Raw genomic sequence first — 21,743 nt, 5'->3', positions numbered from 1 at the left:
CATGCGTACAGACCCTATTATTCTCGGCACCGCGTTTGGCTATTTGGCGCTACTGTTTGTGGTAGCCGCCTGGGGCGATCGGCGCGCCGAACAGGGCCGCTCACTGATTGGCTCGCCCACGGTTTATGCGCTCTCTATTGCTGTGTACTGTACGGCCTGGACGTTCTACGGCAGCGTAGGCCGAGCGGCGGAACATGGCCCCAGCTTTTTACTGATCTACCTTGGCCCTACCCTGGCAATGCTGTTGGCCCCCTCGGTCATTCGCAAAATGGTTCGCATAGCGGCACGGCAGCGAATCACCTCCATTGCCGACTTTATCAGCGCCCGCTACGGTAAAAACACCACGCTCGGCGCCCTGGTAGCGCTAATGGCGCTAATTAGCATTACGCCTTACATTGCCTTGCAGTTAAAAGCCATCACCGTTAGCCATGCGGTATTGATCAACTATCCTCACACCGCCGACACCACCCTGGTCGATGAACGGTTTTGGATGGATAAATCTCTTTGGGTCGCGTTGGTATTGGCCGTTTTTATTATTCTATTCGGCACCCGCCACTTGGATGCCAGCGAGCGCCATGAAGGCATGGTGGCCGCTATCGCTTTAGAGTCCCTGGTGAAACTGGTGGCGTTTATGGCCGTTGGGATATTTGTGGTTTTCGTCATGTTTGAAGGACCGGCGGCACTATTTGCTGAAGTGGCTGCCACCCCTGCCCTGATGAACAGCATGAGTTTAGATAGCGTGCCGGGGGGAGCAACCGGCTGGGTCGGCATGCTAGCTCTCGCCTTTCTAGCTTTCTTAACACTGCCGCGCCAGTTCCAGGTATTGGTAGTAGAGAATGTCGATGAGCAACACTTGGCCCGGGCAAGCTGGCTATTCCCGCTTTATATGCTGCTAATTAACCTATTCGTGATCCCCATCGCCCTCGCAGGTCTTCTGCTGGGCGTAAGCGCAGGGGACCCTGACAGTTTTGTACTCACCCTGCCCCTTTCAGCAGGGTTAGAAGGCTTGCCACTGCTTGTTTTTATCGGCGGACTTTCTGCAGCCACAGGCATGGTAATTGTCGAAACCATTGCGCTCTCAACCATGGTGAGCAACCAGCTGGTTATGCCGTTGCTCTTGCGCTCCAAGCGACTTCATTTGAGCACCAAAGGGGAACTTGCCGGCTGGCTACTGGGTATTCGACGTATCGCCATCGTGCTTATTCTGCTGCTTGGGTATCTCTACCATGCACTGATCGGCGACTCCTACAGCTTAGTCACTATTGGTCTAGTGTCATTTGCAGGTGCGGCTCAGTTTGCCCCTGCGTTATTGATAGGCCTTTACTGGCGTGGCGCCACGCGCCAAGGGGCTACTCTTGGTTTAATCGCCGGTTTTCTCGTGTGGTGTTACACCCTTTTGCTGCCAGGCTTTGCTCAGTCAGGCTGGCTAAGCGCTACGCTATTAACCGAAGGGCCATGGGGCATTGCCTGGCTTATACCTTACAGCCTGTTTGGGCTGGAAAACTGGGATATTTACAGCCACTCGTTGCTGTGGAGCATGCTCGCCAACGTGGGGCTTCTGGTGGGTGTTTCTCTATTTACCCGCCCCTCCCCCTTAGAACAGACCCAAGCAGCGCTATTCACTGAGGCGATGCACCCCAATTTACAAACCACCTCGCTGTGGCGTGGGCAAACCACTCAAGGGGCGTTAAAAGAGTTACTGGTTCGCTATTTAGGCGAGCAAACCACCCAGCGAGTATTCCGCCACAGCGGCAACAAACTCCTCTTTGCGCCTGATGAGACTGCCCCGCCCGAGTTAATTACCCGGGCAGAGCAGGCCCTTGCAGGGGCTCTTGGCAGTGCATCAGCACGGGTTTTGATCAACTCAGTGGTACGCGGTGAAGCGTTGGATATCGAATCTGTTCTGAGGATTCTCGACACCACTTCTCAAACCATTGAGTACAACCGGCGACTGGAACAGAAATCCCAAGAGTTAGCGCAAATTGGCGAAGAGCTGCGCAGCGCTAACGAGCGGCTGCGCGAACTGGACCGGTTAAAAGATGAATTTGTAGCCATGGTCAGCCACGAGCTGCGAACACCGTTAACGTCTATCCGCGCTTTTGCTGAAATCTTACGCGATAGTGACCAACTGCCCGACGAGAAGCGCAAGCATTTTCTTGGTGTTATCGTTCACGAGAGCCAGCGGTTATCCCGCTTGATTGAAGAGATATTAGACTTGGCTCGCCTTGAGAGCGGTCGCTTAACACTGAACCCAGAGCCTCTTGATTTAGCGGCGCTGGCCCGCCACAGCATTAATGCAATTGCCCATCTGCATGAAGAGCACGGCATCGTTTTAGACGTTTCGATTGAGGCCGACCCCGCAATAGTGATTGGCGACCACGACCGGTTAGAACAGGTGATTATTAACCTGTTAGATAATGCGGGTAAATTCGCCGACCGCCAACATCCCAAGGTACGCTTGGCACTCTACCACCACCGCCGACATTTCCGCTTAAGCGTTGAGGATAATGGCCCGGGTATTGGCATCGAGGAGCGAGAGCGAGTATTTGAGAAATTCCACCAAATACAACGAGATGGCGAACTCCCGAAAGGTAGGCCCAAAGGTAGTGGCTTAGGCTTACCCATTAGCCGAGGTATTATCGCTCATCTTGGCGGGCGGCTCTGGGTTGAGGACGCTAAACAGCTAGGCGGTGCTTGTTTAACACTGGAATTACCCGCCGCCCCAGTTAATGACTAGCTATAGCCTAGTAAATTACTAATCTCTGCTGGCTTTACTTACTTAAATTAAGTTATTCTTTGCTCTGGACTTACGCAGTAGCCTAAAGACGCATTCCATGGATCCGTGAATGAGCAAAAATCTTACTTCTAACCATTCAGACTCACTTTCAAAATATACGATCGCCATCCAGCCTATCGTGGATGCACAGCTCCATCACATAGCCGATGAGCTCCTTTACCGTGCTAATAATTCCATTGAGTCTGCCACCGTCATTGACGATGTACAAGCTACCGCTCGAGCCTGCGCTGTAGCCGTTTACGAAATTGGACTAGATGATTTATGCGGCCCAAGAAGCTTATTTATCAACGCTTCAGAAGGCTGGTTAATAAATCCAGACCTTACAGGCCTACCTAGCCAGCGTGTCGTAATTGAAATTTTGGAAAATACACCGGCCACTAAAGAAGTACTATATGCTTTAAAAAATCTTAAACAGCTGGGCTACAAGCTTGCCTTAGATGACTTTGTCCTGGATAGCCAGAATCAAGCCTTTTTACCCTTTTGCGATATTATCAAATTCGATATTTCCAACAAAATTCCTGAGAAACTGGTTAAAAAGCTAATTGAGGATGGGTTTACACTGCTGGCAGAGAGAGTAGAAACACAGGAAGATTTTGACTATTGTAAGCTGTTAGGTTTTTCTCTCTTCCAAGGCTATTTTTACGAACGACCAAAGAGTCAAGTCTCTAGTTTGGCGCGACGTTCTGCTTCTCAGGCGAATCAGCTGCAACTTCTGGCTATTTTATATCGTGACAATGTAAAACTCTCCGATATTAGCTCTTTAATAGCGAGAGACCCTTATCTTCTACACGCAATTTTCAAGCGCGCTAACTCGGCAGCTAAGGGTACGCGACAGATTCAAACAAAACTAATTGACTGTCTACAAATTATTGGGCTTCGAGAATTACGCACCCTCGTTGCCATCGTTATGCTTGCTGCTAACAGTCCTGCTAGTAAGTTAAATCTTATAAAGGGGCTAACTCGTGCTTTTGCTTGTGAAATCATGGCCGACCACCGAAATATTGATGATCAAGAAGGCTTTATCACCGGGCTGTTTTCGCTGATGCCTACTATTCTCGACGTAAGCGAAGAAGTGGTTTCAAGAGAAATAAAGCTAGGTAAGACTATAGAAGAAGCGATAAATAAGCGCTCTGGCTCATTGGGTCAGTTACTTGATGATGTAGAGTCCGCAGAAAAACAACTCTCACCGCTAGACTTTCCAGACAACATCATGATTCAAGCAGCAGCAAAAGCACGCGCGTTAGTAGATTGCCATACTGGCTAGGTCAGGCTCGATAAAGAAACGCACCATCAGCTAAAAGAAGTATTTTTGGCTAAGGCAACAAGTCGTTTGACCTGCTGGAGATCAAACTTCAACAGCAACTTCTCATCCTCACGTAAGCGGCGAAGATCAACCCAGCCATCTGCAGCCTGGCCGCGTGATATGTCATAACGCTGCTGATCCAGCAGGCACTGTTGAAAACGCTCAAAAGCTGCTATCAGCAAGTCTGATTGCTCTAAACTCAAGGTATCAGTTGCATGGCTAAGCGCGACCAAGCGCTCCCGGGTGCCTATTTCCTGCCGCCGATGCCTTACGCTGAGCAAGCGCACAGCGCTGATCAATGGAAGTAATCCCTGCCGTTTAAGATTAATGGCATGACGGTGGGGTGCCTCCGAGCTTGGGCTAGCCGCAACGCGTCCGAAACGGTCTAAAGCAACCGGCAGCTCATCAAGCAATACCGACATTTCATCCATAAACAGCGATGCTTGGGGAAGCGTTTTAGCAACACTCTCCGCCAACTGCTCAGCAAGGGCTGAGTTGCCTGCCACTGGCGTAAAATCAAGCAAAATATTGGTTTGCTGAACGCGTTTAACACGCCGATCAGCGCTCCATATCTCCAGTTGCAAGCGCCACTCGCTGATCCGTTTTCGCCACATCGGCCAGCGAGCCATTATATGCCCTCGACACAGAGGTATCCCCGCCTCATCAAGACGCTGGGTGAAGCGCTCACCCAGGGCTTGAAAGTAGCCATCGATTTCCACATGGCGGGCATCCGGATAGTCATCAATGATTAACGCATTATCCTGGTCTGGGCTGAGGAGGCTTTCATACCGGGCAGCTGACCCTAACATTACCACGCAGTAATCAACGGGAGGCTCTCCCCACCCCTGGGCATGCATTTCATTGAGCGATAGCGCTATTGCCTGACGGTAAAGCCACGCATTATGGTCGCCAATAATCTGACTAATGCGCCATGCGGGAATGTCATAGCGCACCAGCGCCTCAACGAGTGGCAGTTGACAGGCATGGGAATCCGCCAACGTAAGGTGTGGCGCAAAGAGTCTGGAAAAAATGTCGTCTAACGGCGCCGTGATAGCCGACCTGTTTAGCTGGCCATCTTTATCTATTAAGGAGCGCCATGGCGAGGCTTGATATACAACACGCATTCGCCGCTCCTTGGTTTAATGAGTGGCTCTATGGGTTATTTAAGCGAGGGTATGGCTTGGCTAATCAGTTTTGCTCTTTTTGCCGAGGATCGGGGGCAAACATTGCCTCGCCTACTTCATCAATATAGCGCTGCGCTTTAGTGATCATCATCGCGTCGCAGGCTTCACGACCGGGAAGCATATCTGAACGCTCAAATCGATGCTCTTGAGTAACGCCCGCGCTATCTAGCCTGCGAATCCAGCCACTAACCCGGTATTGCCCGCTTTGGTTATCAGGCTGGGAGACAATTAAATACTCTTTGTACTCTACTGGCTCGGCAGCGTTTGCGCTGCTCTCTTCAGCGCCTTGGCCACCGCCCCCAAAAAGGCCTGAAAGTAGTTTTTTAAGCATAGGTAGTTCCCCTGCAATAAAAACGGCCAGCTTGGCGCTGGCCGCTTAACGCATTGTTAACTCTGCTGACGCCCTTTACCAGCGGCAATACGTAAACGCAGCGCATTCAGCTTGATAAAGCCTTCCGCGTCTTTTTGATTGTAAGCACCCGCATCATCTTCAAACGTCGCGATAGACTCATCAAACAGCGACTGCTCGGACTTACGGCCCACCACAATGGCGTTGCCTTTGTAGAGCTTCATACGCACAACGCCACAAACGTTCTTCTGAGTCTCGTCGATAGCCGCTTGCAGCATGCGACGCTCTGGGCTCCACCAGTAACCGTTGTAGATGACTTCTGCGTATTTAGGCATCAGTTGATCTTTCAGATGCGCTTCTTCGCGATCGAGAGTCAGCGACTCAATCGCACGGTGGGCGCGCAGCATAATCGTGCCCCCTGGCGTTTCGTAGCAGCCGCGAGACTTCATGCCCACATAGCGGTTTTCAACAATGTCTAAACGGCCAATTCCGTTGTCACCGCCAAGCTTGTTAAGTTTTTCGAGCACTTCATGCGCTTTCAATGGCTCACCATCGATGGCAACAATGTCACCTTTCTCGAAGGTAAGCTCCACATAGGTGGGCTGCTCCGGCGCGGCTTCTGGAGAAACGCTCCAGCGCCACATATCTTCTTCTGCTTCTGCCCACGGATCTTCCAAAATGCCGCCCTCGTAGGAGATGTGCAGCAGGTTGGCATCCATGGAGTACGGCGATTTTTTCTTTTTATTAGAAAAATCGACCGGAATGTTGCGTTCTTCGCAGTAGGCCATCAGCTTCTCGCGAGAAGTGAGATCCCACTCGCGCCACGGTGCAATAACTTTAACACCCGGTTTCAGCGCGTAACCGCCCAGCTCAAAACGCACTTGGTCGTTGCCTTTGCCCGTCGCGCCATGGGAAATAGCATCGGCACCGGTTTCATTGGCAATTTCGATTAAGCGCTTGGCAATCAGCGGGCGGGCGATGGAGGTACCCAGCAGGTACTCACCTTCATAAATAGTATTAGCGCGGAACATAGGGAAGACATAGTCCCGCACGAACTCTTCACGAAGGTCTTCTATGTAGATCTCTTTAACGCCCAGCGCTTCCGCTTTCGCACGGGCGGGTTCAACTTCTTCGCCCTGACCGATGTCGGCTGTAAAGGTCACTACTTCGCAGTTGTAGGTCTCTTGCAACCACTTAACGATTACGGATGTGTCCAGGCCGCCTGAATACGCCAGCACAACCTTTTTGACATCGGACATTCTTTACTCCTTGTGTAGGGAAAGCAGTTCACCAAAATATATAGCGCGGCACGCCATGTGCTAACAAAAACCTGTTACCACACTCTATTAGTATAGCGCTCTCAATGCTCAGCGAATACCGTCAACGACGCCTTGGGGATAAAGCTGCTAGAATCACACCATTCATTGCGGTGGCTTGCTGCACACCCTGACCGATTACTCGCTTTACTAAGGAGAGCTGCATGAGCGAGGCAATTGCCCGCGAATTAATGGCCCAACGTTTTCGCAGTTACCTGCCGGTTGTCATTGATTTAGAAACGGGTGGTTTTAATGCCCAAAACGACGCCGTACTTGAGATTGCAGCCGTTACGCTCACCATGGACCCAGAGGGTAACTTATTACCCGATGCCACCTACGCTTATCATATTCACCCTTTCGAAGGGGCGAACGTTGAACAGTCTGCGTTAGATTTTACCGGCATCAACCTGGACGACCCACTGCGACGCCAAGTGGCGCTCACGGAGTCAGAGGCGCTAGGGGAGCTTTTTCGCCCTATTCGCAAAGCCATTAAAGCCCACGGCTGTTCACGTGCCATCTTGGTGGGGCATAACGCGGCATTTGATCATAGCTTTTTAAATGCGGCGGCTAATCGCTGTGATGTAAAGCGAAACCCGTTTCATCCGTTCTCAAGCTTTGATACGGCAACGCTCGCTGGCTTCGTGTACGGCCAAACCGTGCTTGCCCGGGCATGTCGCGCTGCGGGTATCGATTTCGATAATAAAGCGGCTCACTCTGCTCGTTACGATACTGAACGCACCGCGGAGCTCTTTTGCGCGATGGTTAACCGCTATAAAGATTTAGGCGGTTGGCAGCTCGCCCAACAGGAGCAAGAGCTGGACATCGGCGAGTAGCCAGCCTAATGCAGCCCCTGCCGCTTTACGCTAAACTTTCGCCGTTTGCTATAAATTTCCCAGGGAATGCCACGGCATTTTTCCTGGGCATATTTAATTATTTTAGTCATCAAGCACGTTCTAGAGCGTGTTCCAACTATCTGTTTTTAGGAGATGAGACGTTTCCATGGCTCAGCATAATGCCTTTTACGCCCAATCCGGTGGCGTTACCGCCGTCATCAATGCCAGCGCCTGCGGCGTTATCCAAGCATGTCGGCAAGCCCCCGAGCAAATTGGTAAGGTGTACGCCGGTCATAACGGCATTATCGGTGCCTTGACGGAAGATCTCATCGACGTGTCCCAGGAGAGCGATGAAGCTATTGCTGCTCTGCGCCACACGCCGGGCGGTGCTTTTGGTTCATGCCGCTACAAACTCAAAGACATTGATACACACCGCGCCCAGTACGAACGCTTAATTGAAGTCTTTAAAGCCCACGATATTCGTTACTTTTTTTATAATGGCGGTGGCGATAGCGCGGATACGTGCTTAAAAGTTTCGCAGCTGTCTGAAAAGCTGGGTTACCCCCTCACCGCTATTCACGTTCCTAAAACAGTGGATAACGACCTGCCCATTACTGATAACAGCCCGGGTTTTGGTAGCGTTGCTAAGTACATCGCCACCTCTACACAGGAAGCATCACTGGATGTCGCTTCTATGTGTGCAACGTCCACCAAAATTTTTGTACTGGAAGTCATGGGGCGGCACGCAGGCTGGATTGCTGCCGCTGGCGGCTTGGCGGGAGAAGGTGAAGGCGAGCCGCCCCACCTGATTATCTTCCCGGAGATTGCGTTCAACCGAAGTGCTGTTATGGCGCGGGTAGAAGAGAGTGTCACCAAGTATGGTTACTGCGTGATTGTGGTATCGGAAGGCGCTCGTTACGAAGACGGCACTTTCCTTGCCGATGCCGGCAATACCGATGCCTTTGGCCACCGTCAACTTGGCGGTGTTGCACCAACGTTAGCCGGTATGATCAAGCAGGACTTGGGCTATAAATACCACTGGGCGGTTGCCGACTACCTGCAGCGTGCGGCGCGCCACCTAGCCTCTAAGACTGATGTCGAGCAGGCGTATGCGGTGGGCCGCGAAGCCGTCACCCTGGCGCTAGCAGGTAAAAACTCTATGATGCCGGCCATTCGTCGCATCTCCCAAGAGCCTTACCAGTGGGATGTGATCTCTGCTCCCTTGGCGCAAATCGCCAATCAAGAGAAATTCATGCCGCGAGACTACATCAGCGAAAATGGCTTTGAGATCACTAAAGCGTGCCGCGACTACCTATCACCACTGATTCAAGGGGAAGACTTCCCACCCTTTGAAAATGGCCTACCAAAAGTCGCTAAGTTGAAGCTTGCGAAGGTCGAGCAAAAACTGCCTCCTTTCACTCTTTAAGCGCTTTTGGTTTGTGACGAGCAATTTGTGACGAGCAATATAAAAGGGGCGGTGCCGTAAAAGCATCGCCCCTTTTTTATACTTATGTATGCTTAGCGCTTTTTTAAAGTAACTTACCTTAGCAACCAAGACAGCACGAGCAGTAGCAGCAGAATACCCGCCACGCCTTGCCAAAACCGCCGCGGTTCTTGGCGCGCTTCCTGTTTCGCTGGTTGCCGCCCTAACGGCACGCGTAACGCATGAAGAAACTCTGACATTCGCCTAAACCGCAGTGATCGCTGTGGATCCAATGCCCTGCGCAGGGCTTCGTCAAGGTCGTGGGTTATCTCAGGGTTCGTCGTGCGCGCGCTACGGTAGCTCAGCTCTTCAAGATCCGTATGGCTACGCAGACGGTTGGGTGTCAAAACATAAGGCAACGCGCCAGTTAACAGCCAGTAAACGGTGGAGGCCAACGAATATTGGTCGCTGCGCCGCCCTACGCTATCACCCAGAGCATACTCCGGGGCCGTGTGTTCATTAAAGCCAATTTGGCGCAGTAGCTCACCTGAATTGCGATGCCCATCGACTTCGCGCATGTGGCAAGCACTAAAATCAGCCAACACCAGTTTGCCGTGGGTATCGATCAAAATATTATCAGGGGTGATTTGCTGATGAATAATGTCCCGATGGTGCAGTGCCTGCACTGCTTTCCCCAGCTGATTGGCGATATCTAACCGCTGTATTAGGCTCGCCTGAGGATGACGCTCAGACCACTGGCGCAGCGTTTCGCTTTCTACATACTGCATTAGATAGTAGAGATAGCGGCGTGGGCGAGAGGGTTCAACCACCTTCACCACGAAGGGTGACTTGACCCGTTCAACCACCCATTGTTGAAGTAAAAAATGCTCCAGATAGGCATTGCGCAAGGAAAGCTCTGGACTTGGCGCTTTCATCACCATGTCGCGCTCTGATTGAATATCACGCACACGATACACTCTAGATTGGGCGTTACGCGAGAGCACGGCTTGCACTTCAAAACCATCAAGCCGCTCGCCTACCGATAGCTCCGGCGGTATGGGTAAATCACCGTAAATTAAGCTAGGGTGATCATCAGCCTCCTCTGGCAACTCATCAATCCGTAGCAGCTGAAAGCAGAATTGATCTCCACCATACCCTCGCTCCTGAGCACGCTGTTTCGCTTCGCTGGCGAGACGTTCGCAGGCAGCGTCTAAATCACTCGCATCCTGGCGAATTAGGCGGACATAGTCAGAAGGCAGCAGCGTCCCCCTAACGCCTTGAGTGGTAAATACAAACAGGTCCCCCTGCTTCAGTGCCAGCTGGGTGTAATCAATATCTACACTGCCATCCATCCCCAGCGCCCGTGAAGGGTAGCGATAACCGCCTATATCCGTTACGTGGTCACGGGTCAGTTGCTCAAACTCAGCGCCACGCAGCCGGAACACCAGCGTATCGCCCATGTGAAATAGCTCCGCTTCGCGCCCTCGAAACACGATAGCAGATAGCGAAGAAACAAAACTGCCCTCTTTTACATGCTGGCTTTGGCTGTAGAACCAGCCATTTAACGCTCGTAGCACACGCGTAGCAGAGGTTTTGGTATCCCAATGGTCTGGGGTGGAGTAATAGTCGGCTAGAAAGCCACGTACACTGAGATCCCCGGCTTGCTTTGCCATGGTGTTACGCGAGATTGAGTCACTAATCACCGCGCAGCCGCCTTTAACGTTCAGGAGGGGTTGTTCAGGCAAACGTACCGACATAGAGCTGCGGTGCTGTCGCCCATCCGGAGCGACAAAGGCTTGTCCATAACTGATTAGCAACTGGGCGTGCGCCAACTCGTCCTCCTAGGCTTGCCTCTTGATGGGAAACACCCAGGGCCTATGATACACGCTGGCGGCGTGAAACGATGCCCACCAAACGTCGCTATCCCTATAAAAACAGGCACATTTAGGGTGCTTATAAAATTAGTCGATTGCACACACCTATGTCGCATTGGTAATCCAGCAGTCATCTTCGTATAATTCTTCGCAATTAATGCAATGCACCAACGCACTTACTGCTTAGTCACTGCTCTACATAAGCCAAGGAACCAACGATGAACTTCGATAATATCCCCGCCGGAAAAGATCTGCCCAACGACATTTACGTGGCAATTGAAATTCCTGCCAACCATGCGCCGATTAAATATGAAATTGATAAAGACATGGGCGCCCTTCTCGTTGACCGTTTCATGGCCACCCCTATGTTCTACCCGGCCAACTACGGCTTTATTCCCCACACCTTGGCTGACGATGGCGACGCGCTGGATGCACTGGTCGTCACTCCTCACCCAGTTGCGCCTGGCAGCATTATTCGTGCGCGCCCCATCGGCATCTTGAACATGACCGATGAAGCGGGTGAAGACGCCAAGCTCGTCTGTGTACCGCACCCGAAACTCAGCACGCTGTACGATGACGTTCAAGAGGTCACAGACCTTCCTGAGCTGCTGCGCCAGCAGATTGCACACTTCTTCGAGAACTACAAAGACCTCGAAAAAGGCAAGTGGGTTAAAGTTGAGTCTTGGGAAGGCGTTGAGGCTGCACGCAAAGCGATTGAAAAAGCCGCAGCGGCCTACCACAAAGCCTAACGGTTGGGTTAGTTACGCAAAAAGGCTGCCCTCGGGGCAGCCTTTTTGCGTTTAGGTCTTTTTTGTATTTAAAACAATGCATTCGTGGATTAACTCAGTGTGAAGTACCGCGTCACGACACCGCAGCGGCTACGCTGGCGCTGAGAGGTGCGATATGCTGCGTCTCAGATACCCCGTAAAGACTGCGCAAGGATATATCGTGTTACCCATCAAACGTTTTAGCCTGTTTTTTTTGCTCTGCTGGCTCCCTGTGCTGGCTCAGGCGCAGTGGTTTTCCTCTTCCAGCAACCAGAGTGACTTTTTACCTGTCTTAGAGGCATTTCAACCCACTGCCTGGCATGACGGTGAGTCGCTTTTTATTGGCGTAGATATTGCTGATGAGTACTACCTCTATCGCCACCAACTGGCAGTTACCAGCCTAAATAGTAGCGTTGACTTAGAAGAGCCCCTAATACCCGACGGCACCTTTACCAATGATGAGTTCATGGGTGACGTGTATATCTTTCGCGACAACTTGGTATTTGAGGCTCCGTTTTCAGCGCCCTATAGCGGCCCCATTGATATTGAGCTTACCTTTCAAGGCTGTGCAGACGCAGGCCTATGCTACCCGCCTGAACGCATAACCCTTGGAGCGAACGAAACGTCGCCACCTCCTAGGTTTGCTGACTGGGAGACAGACCCCACGTCACAAACAACCCCCTCCGGGGAGCAGCGCACTGCTAACGACAACACCAGCTTCAGTGCTCCACAGAGTCAGGACAGTCGTTTTAGCGCTCTGATTAGCGAGGCTAGCCTACCACTTGCGCTTGGCCTCTTTTTCCTCGCCGGCATTGGGCTTACCTTTACTCCCTGCGTCCTGCCAATGATCCCTATTTTGTCATCCATTGTGGTGGGCCAAAATCCCACTAAACCCCGTGCCTTCGCCCTGTCCGCCAGCTATGTACTGGGCATGGCGTCTACCTATGCCGTGGTAGGCATCTTGATGGGGTTATTCGGCGCGGGGCTTAATCTTCAAGCCCACTTGCAGTCCGCGCCCGTACTGATCACGTTCGCACTGCTGTTTACGCTATTTGCACTGGCTATGTTTGGTGCCTTTAATTTACGCGTTTCCCCCCGCTTAGCCAGCCGGGTAGATGCTTGGCAAGCCCGCGCACAACAGAGTGGGCCTGCGGGATTAGCGTTGGCAGGTGCACTATCGGTGCTGGTGGTTTCTCCCTGTGTAACCGCACCTTTAGCGGGCGCACTGGTGTTTATTTCTACTACCGGCGATGCGCTGATGGGGGGCGCCGTTTTATTTGCGCTTGGCATGGGCATGGGGGTTCCTCTCCTGCTGGTAGGCACCTTTGGCACCACCTTGCTGCCCCGCACCGGCGCCTGGATGAACGGCGTAAAAATCGCCTTTGGGCTGCTGATGCTGGGTGTCGCTATCTGGATGATTGAGCGGTTAGTGGCACCCTCTGTTGCACTGCTACTCTGGGCAGGGCTGGCCATTGGCAGCGCACTAGCGCTGGGCGCACTCAACATTAACCAACCCCTTGGCTGGTCTCGGGCACGCCAAACCTTAGGCCTTATGCTGCTTGCTTGGGGCGTTGCGCTGGTGTTTGGCGCGGCCCAAGGTGGCAGCAACCCGCTTCGCCCACTGACGGTTTCAGGCGGACAATCTGAGGCCACGTCTCAGGCACACTCATTTCAAACAGTCGACTCCCTGAGCGACCTAGAGATGGCCGTTGCCCAAGCAGAGCGTAACCAGCGCCCGGCCTTTGTCCACTTCACTGCAGACTGGTGTATATCCTGCAAACTGATGGAGCGCGAGGTTTACCCCCACCCAGACGTAAGCGCCGCATTGAACGATTTTCAACTTGTAGCGGTCGATGTGACCAACACGGATGCTCAAAGCCGAGAGTTGCTTAACAGCTTCAACCTTTTTGGCCCACCTAGCTTGCTATTTTTTGCTGAAGGAGAGGAAATTCGCGATGCGCGCATTCAAGGTGAAGTCAATGCTGAACAACTTGCACAACACCTAGAGTCGTTTAAGCGTTGGCAGCAGGGGTGAGTACGAAAACTAGCCCTTTAACCGCCCCTTTTATGCCGTTGTGTCGCGATTGTCGTCAAACAGTTGTTTAATTTCCTAAGAACGAGCATATCTAGACCACCACTGGACATGCTCGCACTTTTTCGGCAAACTCCGCACCCATATTAGCTAAAAAACGCATCTTTTACGGCTGAGCAACGGGTAACGTTCACCATCGTGCAGCGTTCTCTTCATTTTTAATTCTGGTTTACTGCGCTCTCTCAGGCGCCACGGTATGGGCAACTCTTTTTGCTTGCCTATCCTGTAGAAACCTTTAACACCGATTGGGGCTACTATATGGATATTCGTAAAGTTAAGAAATTGATTGAGTTACTCGAAGAGTCCAACATCAGCGAGATTGAAATTCAGGAAGGCGAAGAGTCCGTTCGCATCAGCCGCCACCCGAACGGGGCAACTTGGCAGCCCCAGCCAATGCCCCAATACGCCCAGCAATCCCCCTACCAACAGGCACCCACCGCCAGCGCTGCGCCAGTAGCGGCTGAGCCCCAGGAATCCAGCTATCGCGGTGAAGCTGTTCATTCACCCATGGTGGGCACCTTCTACCGTAGCCCGGCCCCGGGTGCAAAAGCCTTTGTAGAAGTAGGCGACACTGTGAAGCAAGGTGATACGGTATGTATCATTGAAGCGATGAAAATGATGAACCAAATCGAAGCTGACCGCGATGGTGTGATTGAGGCCATCCTTGTGGAAGACGGCGAACCGGTGGAATTCGATCAACCTATGATCGTCATCGCTTAATCTTTCATATCAACACGGGTGGATTCTCCCATGCTGGACAAGGTACTTATCGCGAACCGCGGCGAGATTGCCCTACGTATTCTTCGGGCTTGTAAAGAGCTAGGGATCAAAACCGTTGCGGTACACTCAAAAGCTGACCGTGAATTAATGCACGTCCGGCTTGCTGATGAAGCAGTGTGTATTGGCCCCGCTCCCTCAGCGCAATCTTATTTGAATATTCCGGCGTTGATTAGCGCTGCAGAAGTCACCGATTCAACCGCCATTCACCCGGGCTATGGCTTTCTCTCGGAAAATGCCAACTTTGCTGAACAGGTAGAACGCTCTGGCTTTACCTTTATTGGCCCGCGCGCTGAAACGATCCGCCTCATGGGTGACAAAGTTAGCGCTATTCAGTCGATGAAAGAAGCCGGCGTTCCCACAGTGCCCGGCTCAGACGGTCCCCTAGGCGACGATGACGCCACCAATTTAGCCACGGCACGTAGAATTGGCTATCCGGTAATCATCAAAGCAGCTTCGGGTGGCGGCGGTCGCGGCATGCGCGTAGTGCATACCGAAGGCCATTTGCTATCAGCCATTACGGTAACCCGCACAGAAGCACACGCCGCCTTTGGCGACGGCACGGTCTACATGGAAAAATTCCTTGAAAAGCCGCGCCATGTTGAAGTTCAAGTGCTTGCTGATGGCCAGGGTAACGCGATTCATCTTTATGACCGCGACTGCTCGCTACAGCGTCGTCACCAAAAAGTATTGGAAGAAGCCCCAGCGCCCGGACTTGATCCTGAAGCCCGCGCCCAGGTGCTTGAAGCGTGCCGCCAAGCGTGTATCAAGATTAATTACCGCGGCGCAGGCACCTTTGAATTCTTATACGAAGGTGGCGAGTATTTCTTCATTGAGATGAACACTCGCGTTCAGGTAGAGCACCCGGTGACCGAGATGGTGACCGGCGTGGATATCGTCAAAGAGCAGCTGCGTATTGCTTCTGGCTTGCCACTTTCAATCCGCCAGGAAGATGTGAAGCTTTCCGGTCACTCCTTTGAGTGTCGGATTAATGCTGAAGACTCGCGCACCTTTATGCCTTCACCGGGTAAAGTAACGCTGTATCACTCTCCCGGCGGTCTTGGCGTTCGAATGGACTCGCACATCTACACCGGCTACACCGTACCTCCTCACTATGATTCACTGATCGGCAAGCTGATCACATGGGGAGAAGATCGCGAAATCGCCTTAACGCGGATGCGTAATGCACTCGACGAACTATTGGTCGAAGGTATTAAAACCAACATCGACCTGCAGAAAGACCTCGTCCGTGACAGCTACTTCCGCCAAGGCGGTGTCAACATCCACTACCTTGAGAAGAAGCTCAGCAGCTAACACAACCCAAGACACTGGCAACATCTAGGCCGGTAGCACTAGGTACGTACTGCTAAGCGGGGTGGCTAAAGCCACCCCGTTGCTGTTTATAACGTTCTAACATTTCTCAACGAATTGCTATTCCATGCAGCGGAGATCCCCATGCCCTGGCTTCAACTCAAAGCTCACGTCGCCCCCGAGCAAGCGGACCTGCTCGAAGAGCTACTGCTAGCAGAAGGCGCCACCGCCATCGGCCTACAAGATGCCCATGACAACCCTGTTTTCGAGCCTGAAAGAGGCACAACACCGCTGTGGCAGGACACAATATTAACCGGCCTATACGACGATCTAGAAGGCATTCACGAAATGTTAGGGCGAATTGAGGCAGCATGGGCAGAGCAATTGCCCAGCGACCCCTGCCCCATGATCGAATATGAGCTGCTTGCTGACCGGGACTGGGAAAGAGAGTGGATGGATGACTTCACTCCATTGAAAATGGGTGAGCGACTCTGGATTGTCCCTAGCTGGCATGAGCCGCCAGAAGCCGACGCCGTCAACCTGATTCTAGATCCCGGACTCGCCTTCGGCACCGGCACTCACCCCACCACAGCACTCTGCCTGGAATGGCTGGACAGCCTAGCCGTTGCCGGACAGCTACACGATAAAAGGGTACTGGATGTGGGCTGCGGCTCAGGAATACTTGCGATTGCAGCGCTAAAATTAGGCGCCGTCCATGCCGATGCCACTGACATCGACCCCCAGGCACTTCAAGCGAGCCGGGATAATGCCGAACGCAACCACATCAATGATCAGCAACTAGCGCTTTACTACCCCGAACAGTTAACGGACGGCCCCTATCCCGTTGTTACTGCTAACATACTGGCAGGCCCTCTAGTTGAGCTATCTCCAATGATTGCTGGCCACGTTGCCCCAGGCGGGCATCTTGCCCTATCCGGCATTTTAGCTAACCAAGCCAACGACGTGCTAGAAGCCTACCAAGCTCAAGGACTCATCATGGAAGAGCCGATTATTCGTGAAGGCTGGGTACGCTTATCTGGGATGCGACCGGCTTAATCGCGCTTTCGGCCTTCACCCCATCGCCGAGTAGGCGTATCATACGCCCCCTTGAAACGCCTACCCGTCGATTTCATGCAGGCCCACAACGCAGCACTATGACTCTACTGACGACTCACCCCCCGAAGATTGGGCCTTACCAGATGCCTAATCAGGTAATACTGGCGCCCATGGCAGGCGTTACCGACCGTCCCTTTCGACAGCTTTGCCGGCGGCTTGGTGCTGGTTGGGTAGTGGGCGAGATGGTCACCGCCGACCCATCGCTGTGGCATACCCGTAAGTCTCAGCTGCGTATGGATCACCAGGGCGAACCAGCCCCGCGTGTGGTGCAGATTGCCGGCGGCGATGCTGACATGCTTGCCCATGCGGCGCGACTCAACGCTGAACTAGGCGCGCAGGTGATTGATATCAACATGGGCTGCCCAGCAAAAAAGGTCTGCAACAAAGCAGCGGGTTCTGCCCTGATGCGAGATGAAGCGCTGGTGGCAGAGATACTAGAAGCGGTAGTCGCTGCAGTAGATATTCCAGTGACGCTTAAAATCCGCACGGGCTGGTGCGCTGAATCAAATAATGGCCTGCGCATCGCTCAACTGGCAGAGTCAGCAGGCATTCAAGCGTTAGCGGTACATGGACGCCACCGGGAGCAGCGCTATACTGGTTGGGCAGAGTACGACACGATAGCGGACATTAAGTCGCGCCTTTCTATACCCGTATTCGCCAATGGCGACATTACCAGCCCAGAAAAAGCCCATGACGTGCTCTGCTATACCGGAGCCGATGCGGTCATGATAGGTCGCGGCGCCCAGGGCAATCCGTGGATATTTCAAGAAATTAATCACTATTTGACCCACGGCGAGCGGCTCGCCTCCCCTAGCTTGACCGAGCGCTGCCAAGTGCTTGCCGAACACGTGGGCGCCCTGCACACATTTTACGGCGAGACCATGGGTGTTCGCATCGCACGTAAGCATGTTGGCTGGTACGTCAATGATGATCAGCGCTTTTCTGACCATCAACGCCGCATGCTAAAACAACAATTTAATGCGCTTAGCTCGCCTGATTCGCAGTTTGAGTGGATTAACAATGCCATGACGCATGACGCTGCAGAGCGTCTGCTAGCCAAAGGAAGCCATGCTGCATGACCGAACGCGACCTGCTTTCCAGCGAATTTTCTCCACAGCTCTCCGGCACGCTGGCGGACCCTGCTACCACAACGCCGCCTCAACCGCTAAGAGAGGCGGTTGAAACCGCTATGCGTCGTTACTTCGAGCATCTCGATGGCAGTCAGGCAACTGACCTGTATGCCATGGTGATGGCCGAAGTAGAGGCGCCACTTCTTGCCTGTGTTATGGAACATACCGATGGCAACCAGACCCGCGCTGCCGATGTACTGGGCTTAAATCGCGGCACGCTGCGCAAGAAGCTGAAACAGTACGGACTCATTGAAGGTGACGCCCCCTAATACGGGGCGTTATTAGTTTTTAACTTTCGACCCTGCACACGAGCACTCTCATGGCTGATAGCACTCTTAAAGCTGGTAACAATGTAACTCCCGTTCGCCGCGCACTCCTAAGCGTATCTGACAAAACCGGCATTGTTGAATTTGCCCGTGGCTTGAGCCAAAACGGTGTAGAGCTACTTTCTACGGGTGGCACGTTTCGCCTGCTGCAAGAAAACAGTATCCCGGTAAAAGAAGTGTCTGAGCACACCGGCTTTCCCGAAATTATGGATGGCCGGGTTAAGACGCTACACCCCAAAATTCACGGCGGCATTCTTGCTCGCCGCGGCCAAGACGACGCTGTGATGGCAGAGAACGATATTACGCCAATCGATATGGTCGTGGTTAACCTATACCCCTTTGCCGCCACCGTAGCCAACCCTGACTGCACGTTAGAAGACGCTATCGAAAACATCGATATTGGCGGACCCACAATGGTGCGCGCCTGCGCAAAAAACCATGCCTTCACGACGATTGTGGTGAACGCGGATGACTATGCACGCGTTCTAGGTGAACTTTCTCACCACAATGGCCAGGTAAGCGCTGAAACCCGCTTTGATCTTGCCGTTAAGGCGTTTGAACATACGGCAGGTTATGACGGTGCCATCGCCGACTATCTAGGCCGCAAAGTACGCAGCGAAGACGCTTCCTTCGCTCGCACTTTCAATCTGCAGTTACATAAAAAGCAGGATATGCGCTACGGGGAAAACCCCCACCAGCAAGCGGCATTTTACGTTGACCCGACCGCAAGCGAACCAAGCGTTGCCACTGCAAAAACACTGCAAGGCAAGCCGCTCTCTTTTAATAATGTGGCTGATACCGATGCCGCCTTTGAGTGCGTAAAAGCGTTTGATGAAACGGCCTGCGTTATCGTCAAACATGCCAACCCCTGTGGCGTAGCCATTGGTGCAAGCACCTTGGAAGCCTACGACAAGGCGTTTGCTACCGACCCCACCAGCGCGTTTGGCGGCATCATCGCCTTCAATGTGGCGCTAGACGCTGCGACCGCACGAGCCATTATCGACCGTCAGTTTGTAGAAGTGATTATTGCACCCGGCGTTAGCAATGAGGCAGCTGCCATTGTGGCGGAAAAACAGAATGTGCGCCTTTTGGATGTTAGCGCTCACTGGCCCGGTGAACAGCAGCCGGCATTTGATTTTAAACGCGTTAATGGCGGCCTGCTGGTGCAGGAACGCGATCAGGGCATGGTGACCCGTGAAGAGTTAACCGTCGTCAGCGAACGTGCGCCCTCTGAACAGGAGCTACGTGACCTAGCGTTTGCTTGGCGAGTGGCTAAATTCGTTAAATCCAACGCCATTGTGTATGCAAAAGCTGGACAAACTGTTGGCGTTGGCGCTGGCCAAATGAGCCGGGTTTACTCAGCTAAAATTGCCGGTATTAAAGCAGCCGATGAAGGGCTCTCGGTTCCTGGCTCAGTCATGGCTTCTGACGCATTCTTTCCCTTCCGCGACGGTATCGACGCCGCCGCTGAAGCAGGCATTACCGCCGTTATTCAGCCCGGTGGCTCAATGCGTGACCAGGAAGTGATTGATGCCGCTAACGAAGCGGGCATTGCGATGGTATTTACCGGTATGCGCCACTTCCGCCACTAAGTACCATCCTTTCTTGTAAAACGAAAACCCCCGTTGGCACGGCGCCAATGGGGGTTTTTTATTTTCATCTTAAAATGACCTGACGAGAGCAGTTAGCCTAGATCAATACAGAGGTATTTAGTTTCCAAATACTCTTCTAAGCCCTGGTGCCCGCCTTCGCGGCCAAGGCCAGAGGCTTTTACCCCACCAAACGGCGCTGCTGCATTGGAAATAAGCCCAGTGTTAATACCCACCATGCCATACTCAAGCGCCTCAGCAACGCGCCATACCCGCGCTAGGTCGCGCGAATAAAAGTAGGACGCTAAGCCATACTCAGTGTCGTTAGCCATTTCGATGGCGGTCTCTTCGTCATCAAACGGAAACACGGCTGCTAGCGGACCGAAGGTTTCTTCATGAGCCACTTTCATTGTATCGGTCGCAAAGCTTATCAGTGTGGGGGTGAAAAAGTTGCCACCTAACGGGTGTGGATGACCGCCCAGCAACAGCTCTGCGCCCTTATCAACCGCATCCTGTACGTGTTCACTGACTTTTTTTACCGCATTTTCGTCAATCAACGGACCGATATTAACACCGGATTTAGTGCCATCCCCTACTCGAAGCTCACTGTTCATCGCCACCGCAAGCTTTTCGCAGAAAGCGTTAATCACGCTGGACTGAACTAGAAAACGGTTCGTACACACACAGGTTTGGCCGGCGTTGCGAAACTTAGCCGACATTGCACCTTCAACCGCAGCATCAAGATCAGCATCTTCAAAAACAATAAACGGTGCGTTACCGCCCAGCTCTAGCGATATTTTTTGAACATGCTCAGCTGCCTGAGCCATCAGCTTACGCCCGACCTCAGTGGAACCCGTAAAGGTAATTTTGCGCACTTTAGGCGACTGCGTCAGTGCTTTGGCTATTTCAGACGCATTACCCGGCACAACGTTGAAAACACCACGTGGTATACCTGCTCGCTCAGCAAGCAGCGCCAGCGCGGTAGCCGAAAATGGTGTTTGGCTGGCAGGCTTGACCACGATAGTACAACCTGCGGCCAGAGCAGCTCCAGCCTTACGCGTTATCATCGCCGCCGGGAAGTTCCACGGTGTAATAGCACCCACTACGCCTACCGGCTGCTTGGTGACCACGATCCGCTGATTAGCCTTAGCTGCAGGGATGGTTTCACCATAAACACGCCTCGCTTCTTCGGCAAACCAGCGCAAAAAACTCGCGGCGTATGCAATCTCGCCTTCTGATTCTTTTACAGGTTTGCCCTGCTCATAGGTCATTAGCAGTGCCAAATCATGCTGGTGCTCAAGCATTAAATCATGCCACTTGAGTAATAGGTCAGCACGCTCCTGAGCGGTTAATGCTCGCCAGGCGGGCAATGCGGTGTCCGCCGCATCAATGGCGCGTTCTGTTTCAGCTTTGCCTAATCGCGGGATATCGCCAACCGGTTCGCCGGTTGCCGGATTAATAACGTTGATCTGCTCACCGCTGTCTGCGGCCACCCAGCTGCCGTCGATATAGGCAAAAGGGCAATACAGCTGTGTCTCTTTCAGCGCTTCCATGAC

Annotated in this window: 17 protein-coding genes; 12 read left to right on the top strand and 5 right to left on the bottom strand. The window is 52.7% G+C overall.

What is annotated here, in order from left to right:
• Nucleotide 1 precedes the first annotated feature (1 nt).
• Together MOY_RS00640 and MOY_RS00635 are read left to right on the top strand one after the other, a co-directional pair.
• Nucleotides 2-2,737 carry a sensor histidine kinase gene (locus MOY_RS00640; RefSeq protein ID WP_009095375.1) on the top strand — a complete coding sequence of 912 codons (2,736 nt, stop codon included), beginning with the start codon at nt 2-4 and terminating at the stop codon, nt 2,735-2,737.
• Between the two features lie 109 nt (nt 2,738-2,846).
• The gene (locus MOY_RS00635; RefSeq protein WP_009095372.1) at nt 2,847-4,061 is read left to right on the top strand and encodes an EAL and HDOD domain-containing protein; all 1,215 of its coding nucleotides are present in this window, start codon (nt 2,847-2,849) and stop codon (nt 4,059-4,061) included.
• A 26-nt stretch (nt 4,062-4,087) separates the two neighbouring features.
• Here MOY_RS00635 and MOY_RS00630 read toward each other — a convergent pair whose 3' ends face one another.
• From MOY_RS00630 to MOY_RS00620, 3 genes are all read right to left on the bottom strand, one after another.
• Nucleotides 4,088-5,224, bottom strand: a complete 1,137-nt coding sequence (locus MOY_RS00630; protein WP_009095370.1) for a DUF294 nucleotidyltransferase-like domain-containing protein — start codon at nt 5,222-5,224, stop codon at nt 4,088-4,090.
• Nucleotides 5,225-5,288: 64 nt separating this feature from the next.
• The gene (locus MOY_RS00625; protein WP_009095368.1) at nt 5,289-5,615 is read right to left on the bottom strand and encodes an HlyU family transcriptional regulator; all 327 of its coding nucleotides are present in this window, start codon (nt 5,613-5,615) and stop codon (nt 5,289-5,291) included.
• A 56-nt stretch (nt 5,616-5,671) separates the two neighbouring features.
• Nucleotides 5,672-6,892 (bottom strand): argininosuccinate synthase, encoded by a 1,221-nt coding sequence (locus MOY_RS00620; protein ID WP_009095366.1) that lies wholly within the window; start codon nt 6,890-6,892, stop codon nt 5,672-5,674.
• A 221-nt stretch (nt 6,893-7,113) separates the two neighbouring features.
• Between MOY_RS00620 and rnt the strand changes: the two genes are divergently transcribed.
• Both rnt and MOY_RS00610 read left to right on the top strand, forming a co-directional pair.
• Entirely contained in the window at nt 7,114-7,782 is a 669-nt protein-coding gene (gene rnt / locus MOY_RS00615; protein WP_009095364.1) for a ribonuclease T, read from the top strand.
• 166 nt (nt 7,783-7,948) lie between these two features.
• Nucleotides 7,949-9,208: a 6-phosphofructokinase gene (locus MOY_RS00610; RefSeq protein WP_009095362.1), complete on the top strand. Its 1,260-nt coding sequence runs from the start codon at nt 7,949-7,951 to the stop codon at nt 9,206-9,208.
• Between the two features lie 113 nt (nt 9,209-9,321).
• Here MOY_RS00610 and MOY_RS00605 read toward each other — a convergent pair whose 3' ends face one another.
• Entirely contained in the window at nt 9,322-11,037 is a 1,716-nt protein-coding gene (locus MOY_RS00605; RefSeq protein WP_009095359.1) for a bifunctional protein-serine/threonine kinase/phosphatase, read from the bottom strand.
• A gap of 260 nt (nt 11,038-11,297) precedes the next feature.
• Between MOY_RS00605 and ppa the strand changes: the two genes are divergently transcribed.
• From ppa to purH, 8 genes are all read left to right on the top strand, one after another.
• Complete coding sequence (gene ppa / locus MOY_RS00600) at nt 11,298-11,828, top strand: inorganic diphosphatase (protein WP_009095357.1); 531 nt, start codon at nt 11,298-11,300, stop codon at nt 11,826-11,828.
• Nucleotides 11,829-12,027: 199 nt separating this feature from the next.
• Entirely contained in the window at nt 12,028-13,881 is a 1,854-nt protein-coding gene (dsbD, locus tag MOY_RS00595) for a protein-disulfide reductase DsbD (RefSeq protein ID WP_009095355.1), read from the top strand.
• A gap of 315 nt (nt 13,882-14,196) precedes the next feature.
• A complete protein-coding gene (gene accB, locus MOY_RS00590) occupies nt 14,197-14,658 on the top strand; it encodes an acetyl-CoA carboxylase biotin carboxyl carrier protein (protein ID WP_035539692.1) in 462 nt (153 codons plus the stop codon).
• A 30-nt stretch (nt 14,659-14,688) separates the two neighbouring features.
• A complete protein-coding gene (accC, locus tag MOY_RS00585) occupies nt 14,689-16,029 on the top strand; it encodes an acetyl-CoA carboxylase biotin carboxylase subunit (protein WP_009095348.1) in 1,341 nt (446 codons plus the stop codon).
• Between the two features lie 141 nt (nt 16,030-16,170).
• The gene (gene prmA, locus MOY_RS00580) at nt 16,171-17,082 is read left to right on the top strand and encodes a 50S ribosomal protein L11 methyltransferase (protein WP_009095347.1); all 912 of its coding nucleotides are present in this window, start codon (nt 16,171-16,173) and stop codon (nt 17,080-17,082) included.
• A 98-nt stretch (nt 17,083-17,180) separates the two neighbouring features.
• Nucleotides 17,181-18,221: a tRNA dihydrouridine synthase DusB gene (gene dusB / locus MOY_RS00575; protein ID WP_082429656.1), complete on the top strand. Its 1,041-nt coding sequence runs from the start codon at nt 17,181-17,183 to the stop codon at nt 18,219-18,221.
• Nucleotides 18,218-18,541 (top strand): DNA-binding transcriptional regulator Fis, encoded by a 324-nt coding sequence (fis, locus tag MOY_RS00570; protein ID WP_009095342.1) that lies wholly within the window; start codon nt 18,218-18,220, stop codon nt 18,539-18,541. Before dusB ends, fis begins: the two co-directional genes overlap by 4 nt.
• 50 nt (nt 18,542-18,591) lie before the next feature.
• Entirely contained in the window at nt 18,592-20,190 is a 1,599-nt protein-coding gene (gene purH, locus MOY_RS00565; protein ID WP_009095340.1) for a bifunctional phosphoribosylaminoimidazolecarboxamide formyltransferase/IMP cyclohydrolase, read from the top strand.
• Nucleotides 20,191-20,282: 92 nt separating this feature from the next.
• Here the strand turns inward: purH and MOY_RS00560 are convergent, their stop codons facing one another.
• Nucleotides 20,283-21,740, bottom strand: a complete 1,458-nt coding sequence (locus MOY_RS00560) for an NAD-dependent succinate-semialdehyde dehydrogenase (RefSeq protein ID WP_009095338.1) — start codon at nt 21,738-21,740, stop codon at nt 20,283-20,285.
• Nucleotides 21,741-21,743: the final 3 nt, after the last annotated feature.

Source organism: Halomonas sp. GFAJ-1 (assembly GCF_000236625.2).
Lineage (GTDB): Bacteria > Pseudomonadota > Gammaproteobacteria > Pseudomonadales > Halomonadaceae > Vreelandella.
Note: the sequence above shows the minus strand (reverse complement) of the source record. Positions and strands in the feature narration are given on the sequence as shown.

Coding starts and splice junctions, on each gene's coding strand:
- MOY_RS00640 (WP_009095375.1), top strand. CDS start 2: ATGCGTACAGACCCTATTATTCTCGGCACCGCGTTTGGCTATTTGGCG.
- MOY_RS00635 (WP_009095372.1), top strand. CDS start 2,847: ATGAGCAAAAATCTTACTTCTAACCATTCAGACTCACTTTCAAAATAT.
- MOY_RS00630 (WP_009095370.1), bottom strand. CDS start 5,224: ATGCGTGTTGTATATCAAGCCTCGCCATGGCGCTCCTTAATAGATAAA.
- MOY_RS00625 (WP_009095368.1), bottom strand. CDS start 5,615: ATGCTTAAAAAACTACTTTCAGGCCTTTTTGGGGGCGGTGGCCAAGGC.
- MOY_RS00620 (WP_009095366.1), bottom strand. CDS start 6,892: ATGTCCGATGTCAAAAAGGTTGTGCTGGCGTATTCAGGCGGCCTGGAC.
- rnt (WP_009095364.1), top strand. CDS start 7,114: ATGAGCGAGGCAATTGCCCGCGAATTAATGGCCCAACGTTTTCGCAGT.
- MOY_RS00610 (WP_009095362.1), top strand. CDS start 7,949: ATGGCTCAGCATAATGCCTTTTACGCCCAATCCGGTGGCGTTACCGCC.
- ppa (WP_009095357.1), top strand. CDS start 11,298: ATGAACTTCGATAATATCCCCGCCGGAAAAGATCTGCCCAACGACATT.
- accB (WP_035539692.1), top strand. CDS start 14,197: ATGGATATTCGTAAAGTTAAGAAATTGATTGAGTTACTCGAAGAGTCC.
- accC (WP_009095348.1), top strand. CDS start 14,689: ATGCTGGACAAGGTACTTATCGCGAACCGCGGCGAGATTGCCCTACGT.
- prmA (WP_009095347.1), top strand. CDS start 16,171: ATGCCCTGGCTTCAACTCAAAGCTCACGTCGCCCCCGAGCAAGCGGAC.
- dusB (WP_082429656.1), top strand. CDS start 17,181: ATGACTCTACTGACGACTCACCCCCCGAAGATTGGGCCTTACCAGATG.
- fis (WP_009095342.1), top strand. CDS start 18,218: ATGACCGAACGCGACCTGCTTTCCAGCGAATTTTCTCCACAGCTCTCC.
- purH (WP_009095340.1), top strand. CDS start 18,592: ATGGCTGATAGCACTCTTAAAGCTGGTAACAATGTAACTCCCGTTCGC.
- MOY_RS00560 (WP_009095338.1), bottom strand. CDS start 21,740: ATGGAAGCGCTGAAAGAGACACAGCTGTATTGCCCTTTTGCCTATATC.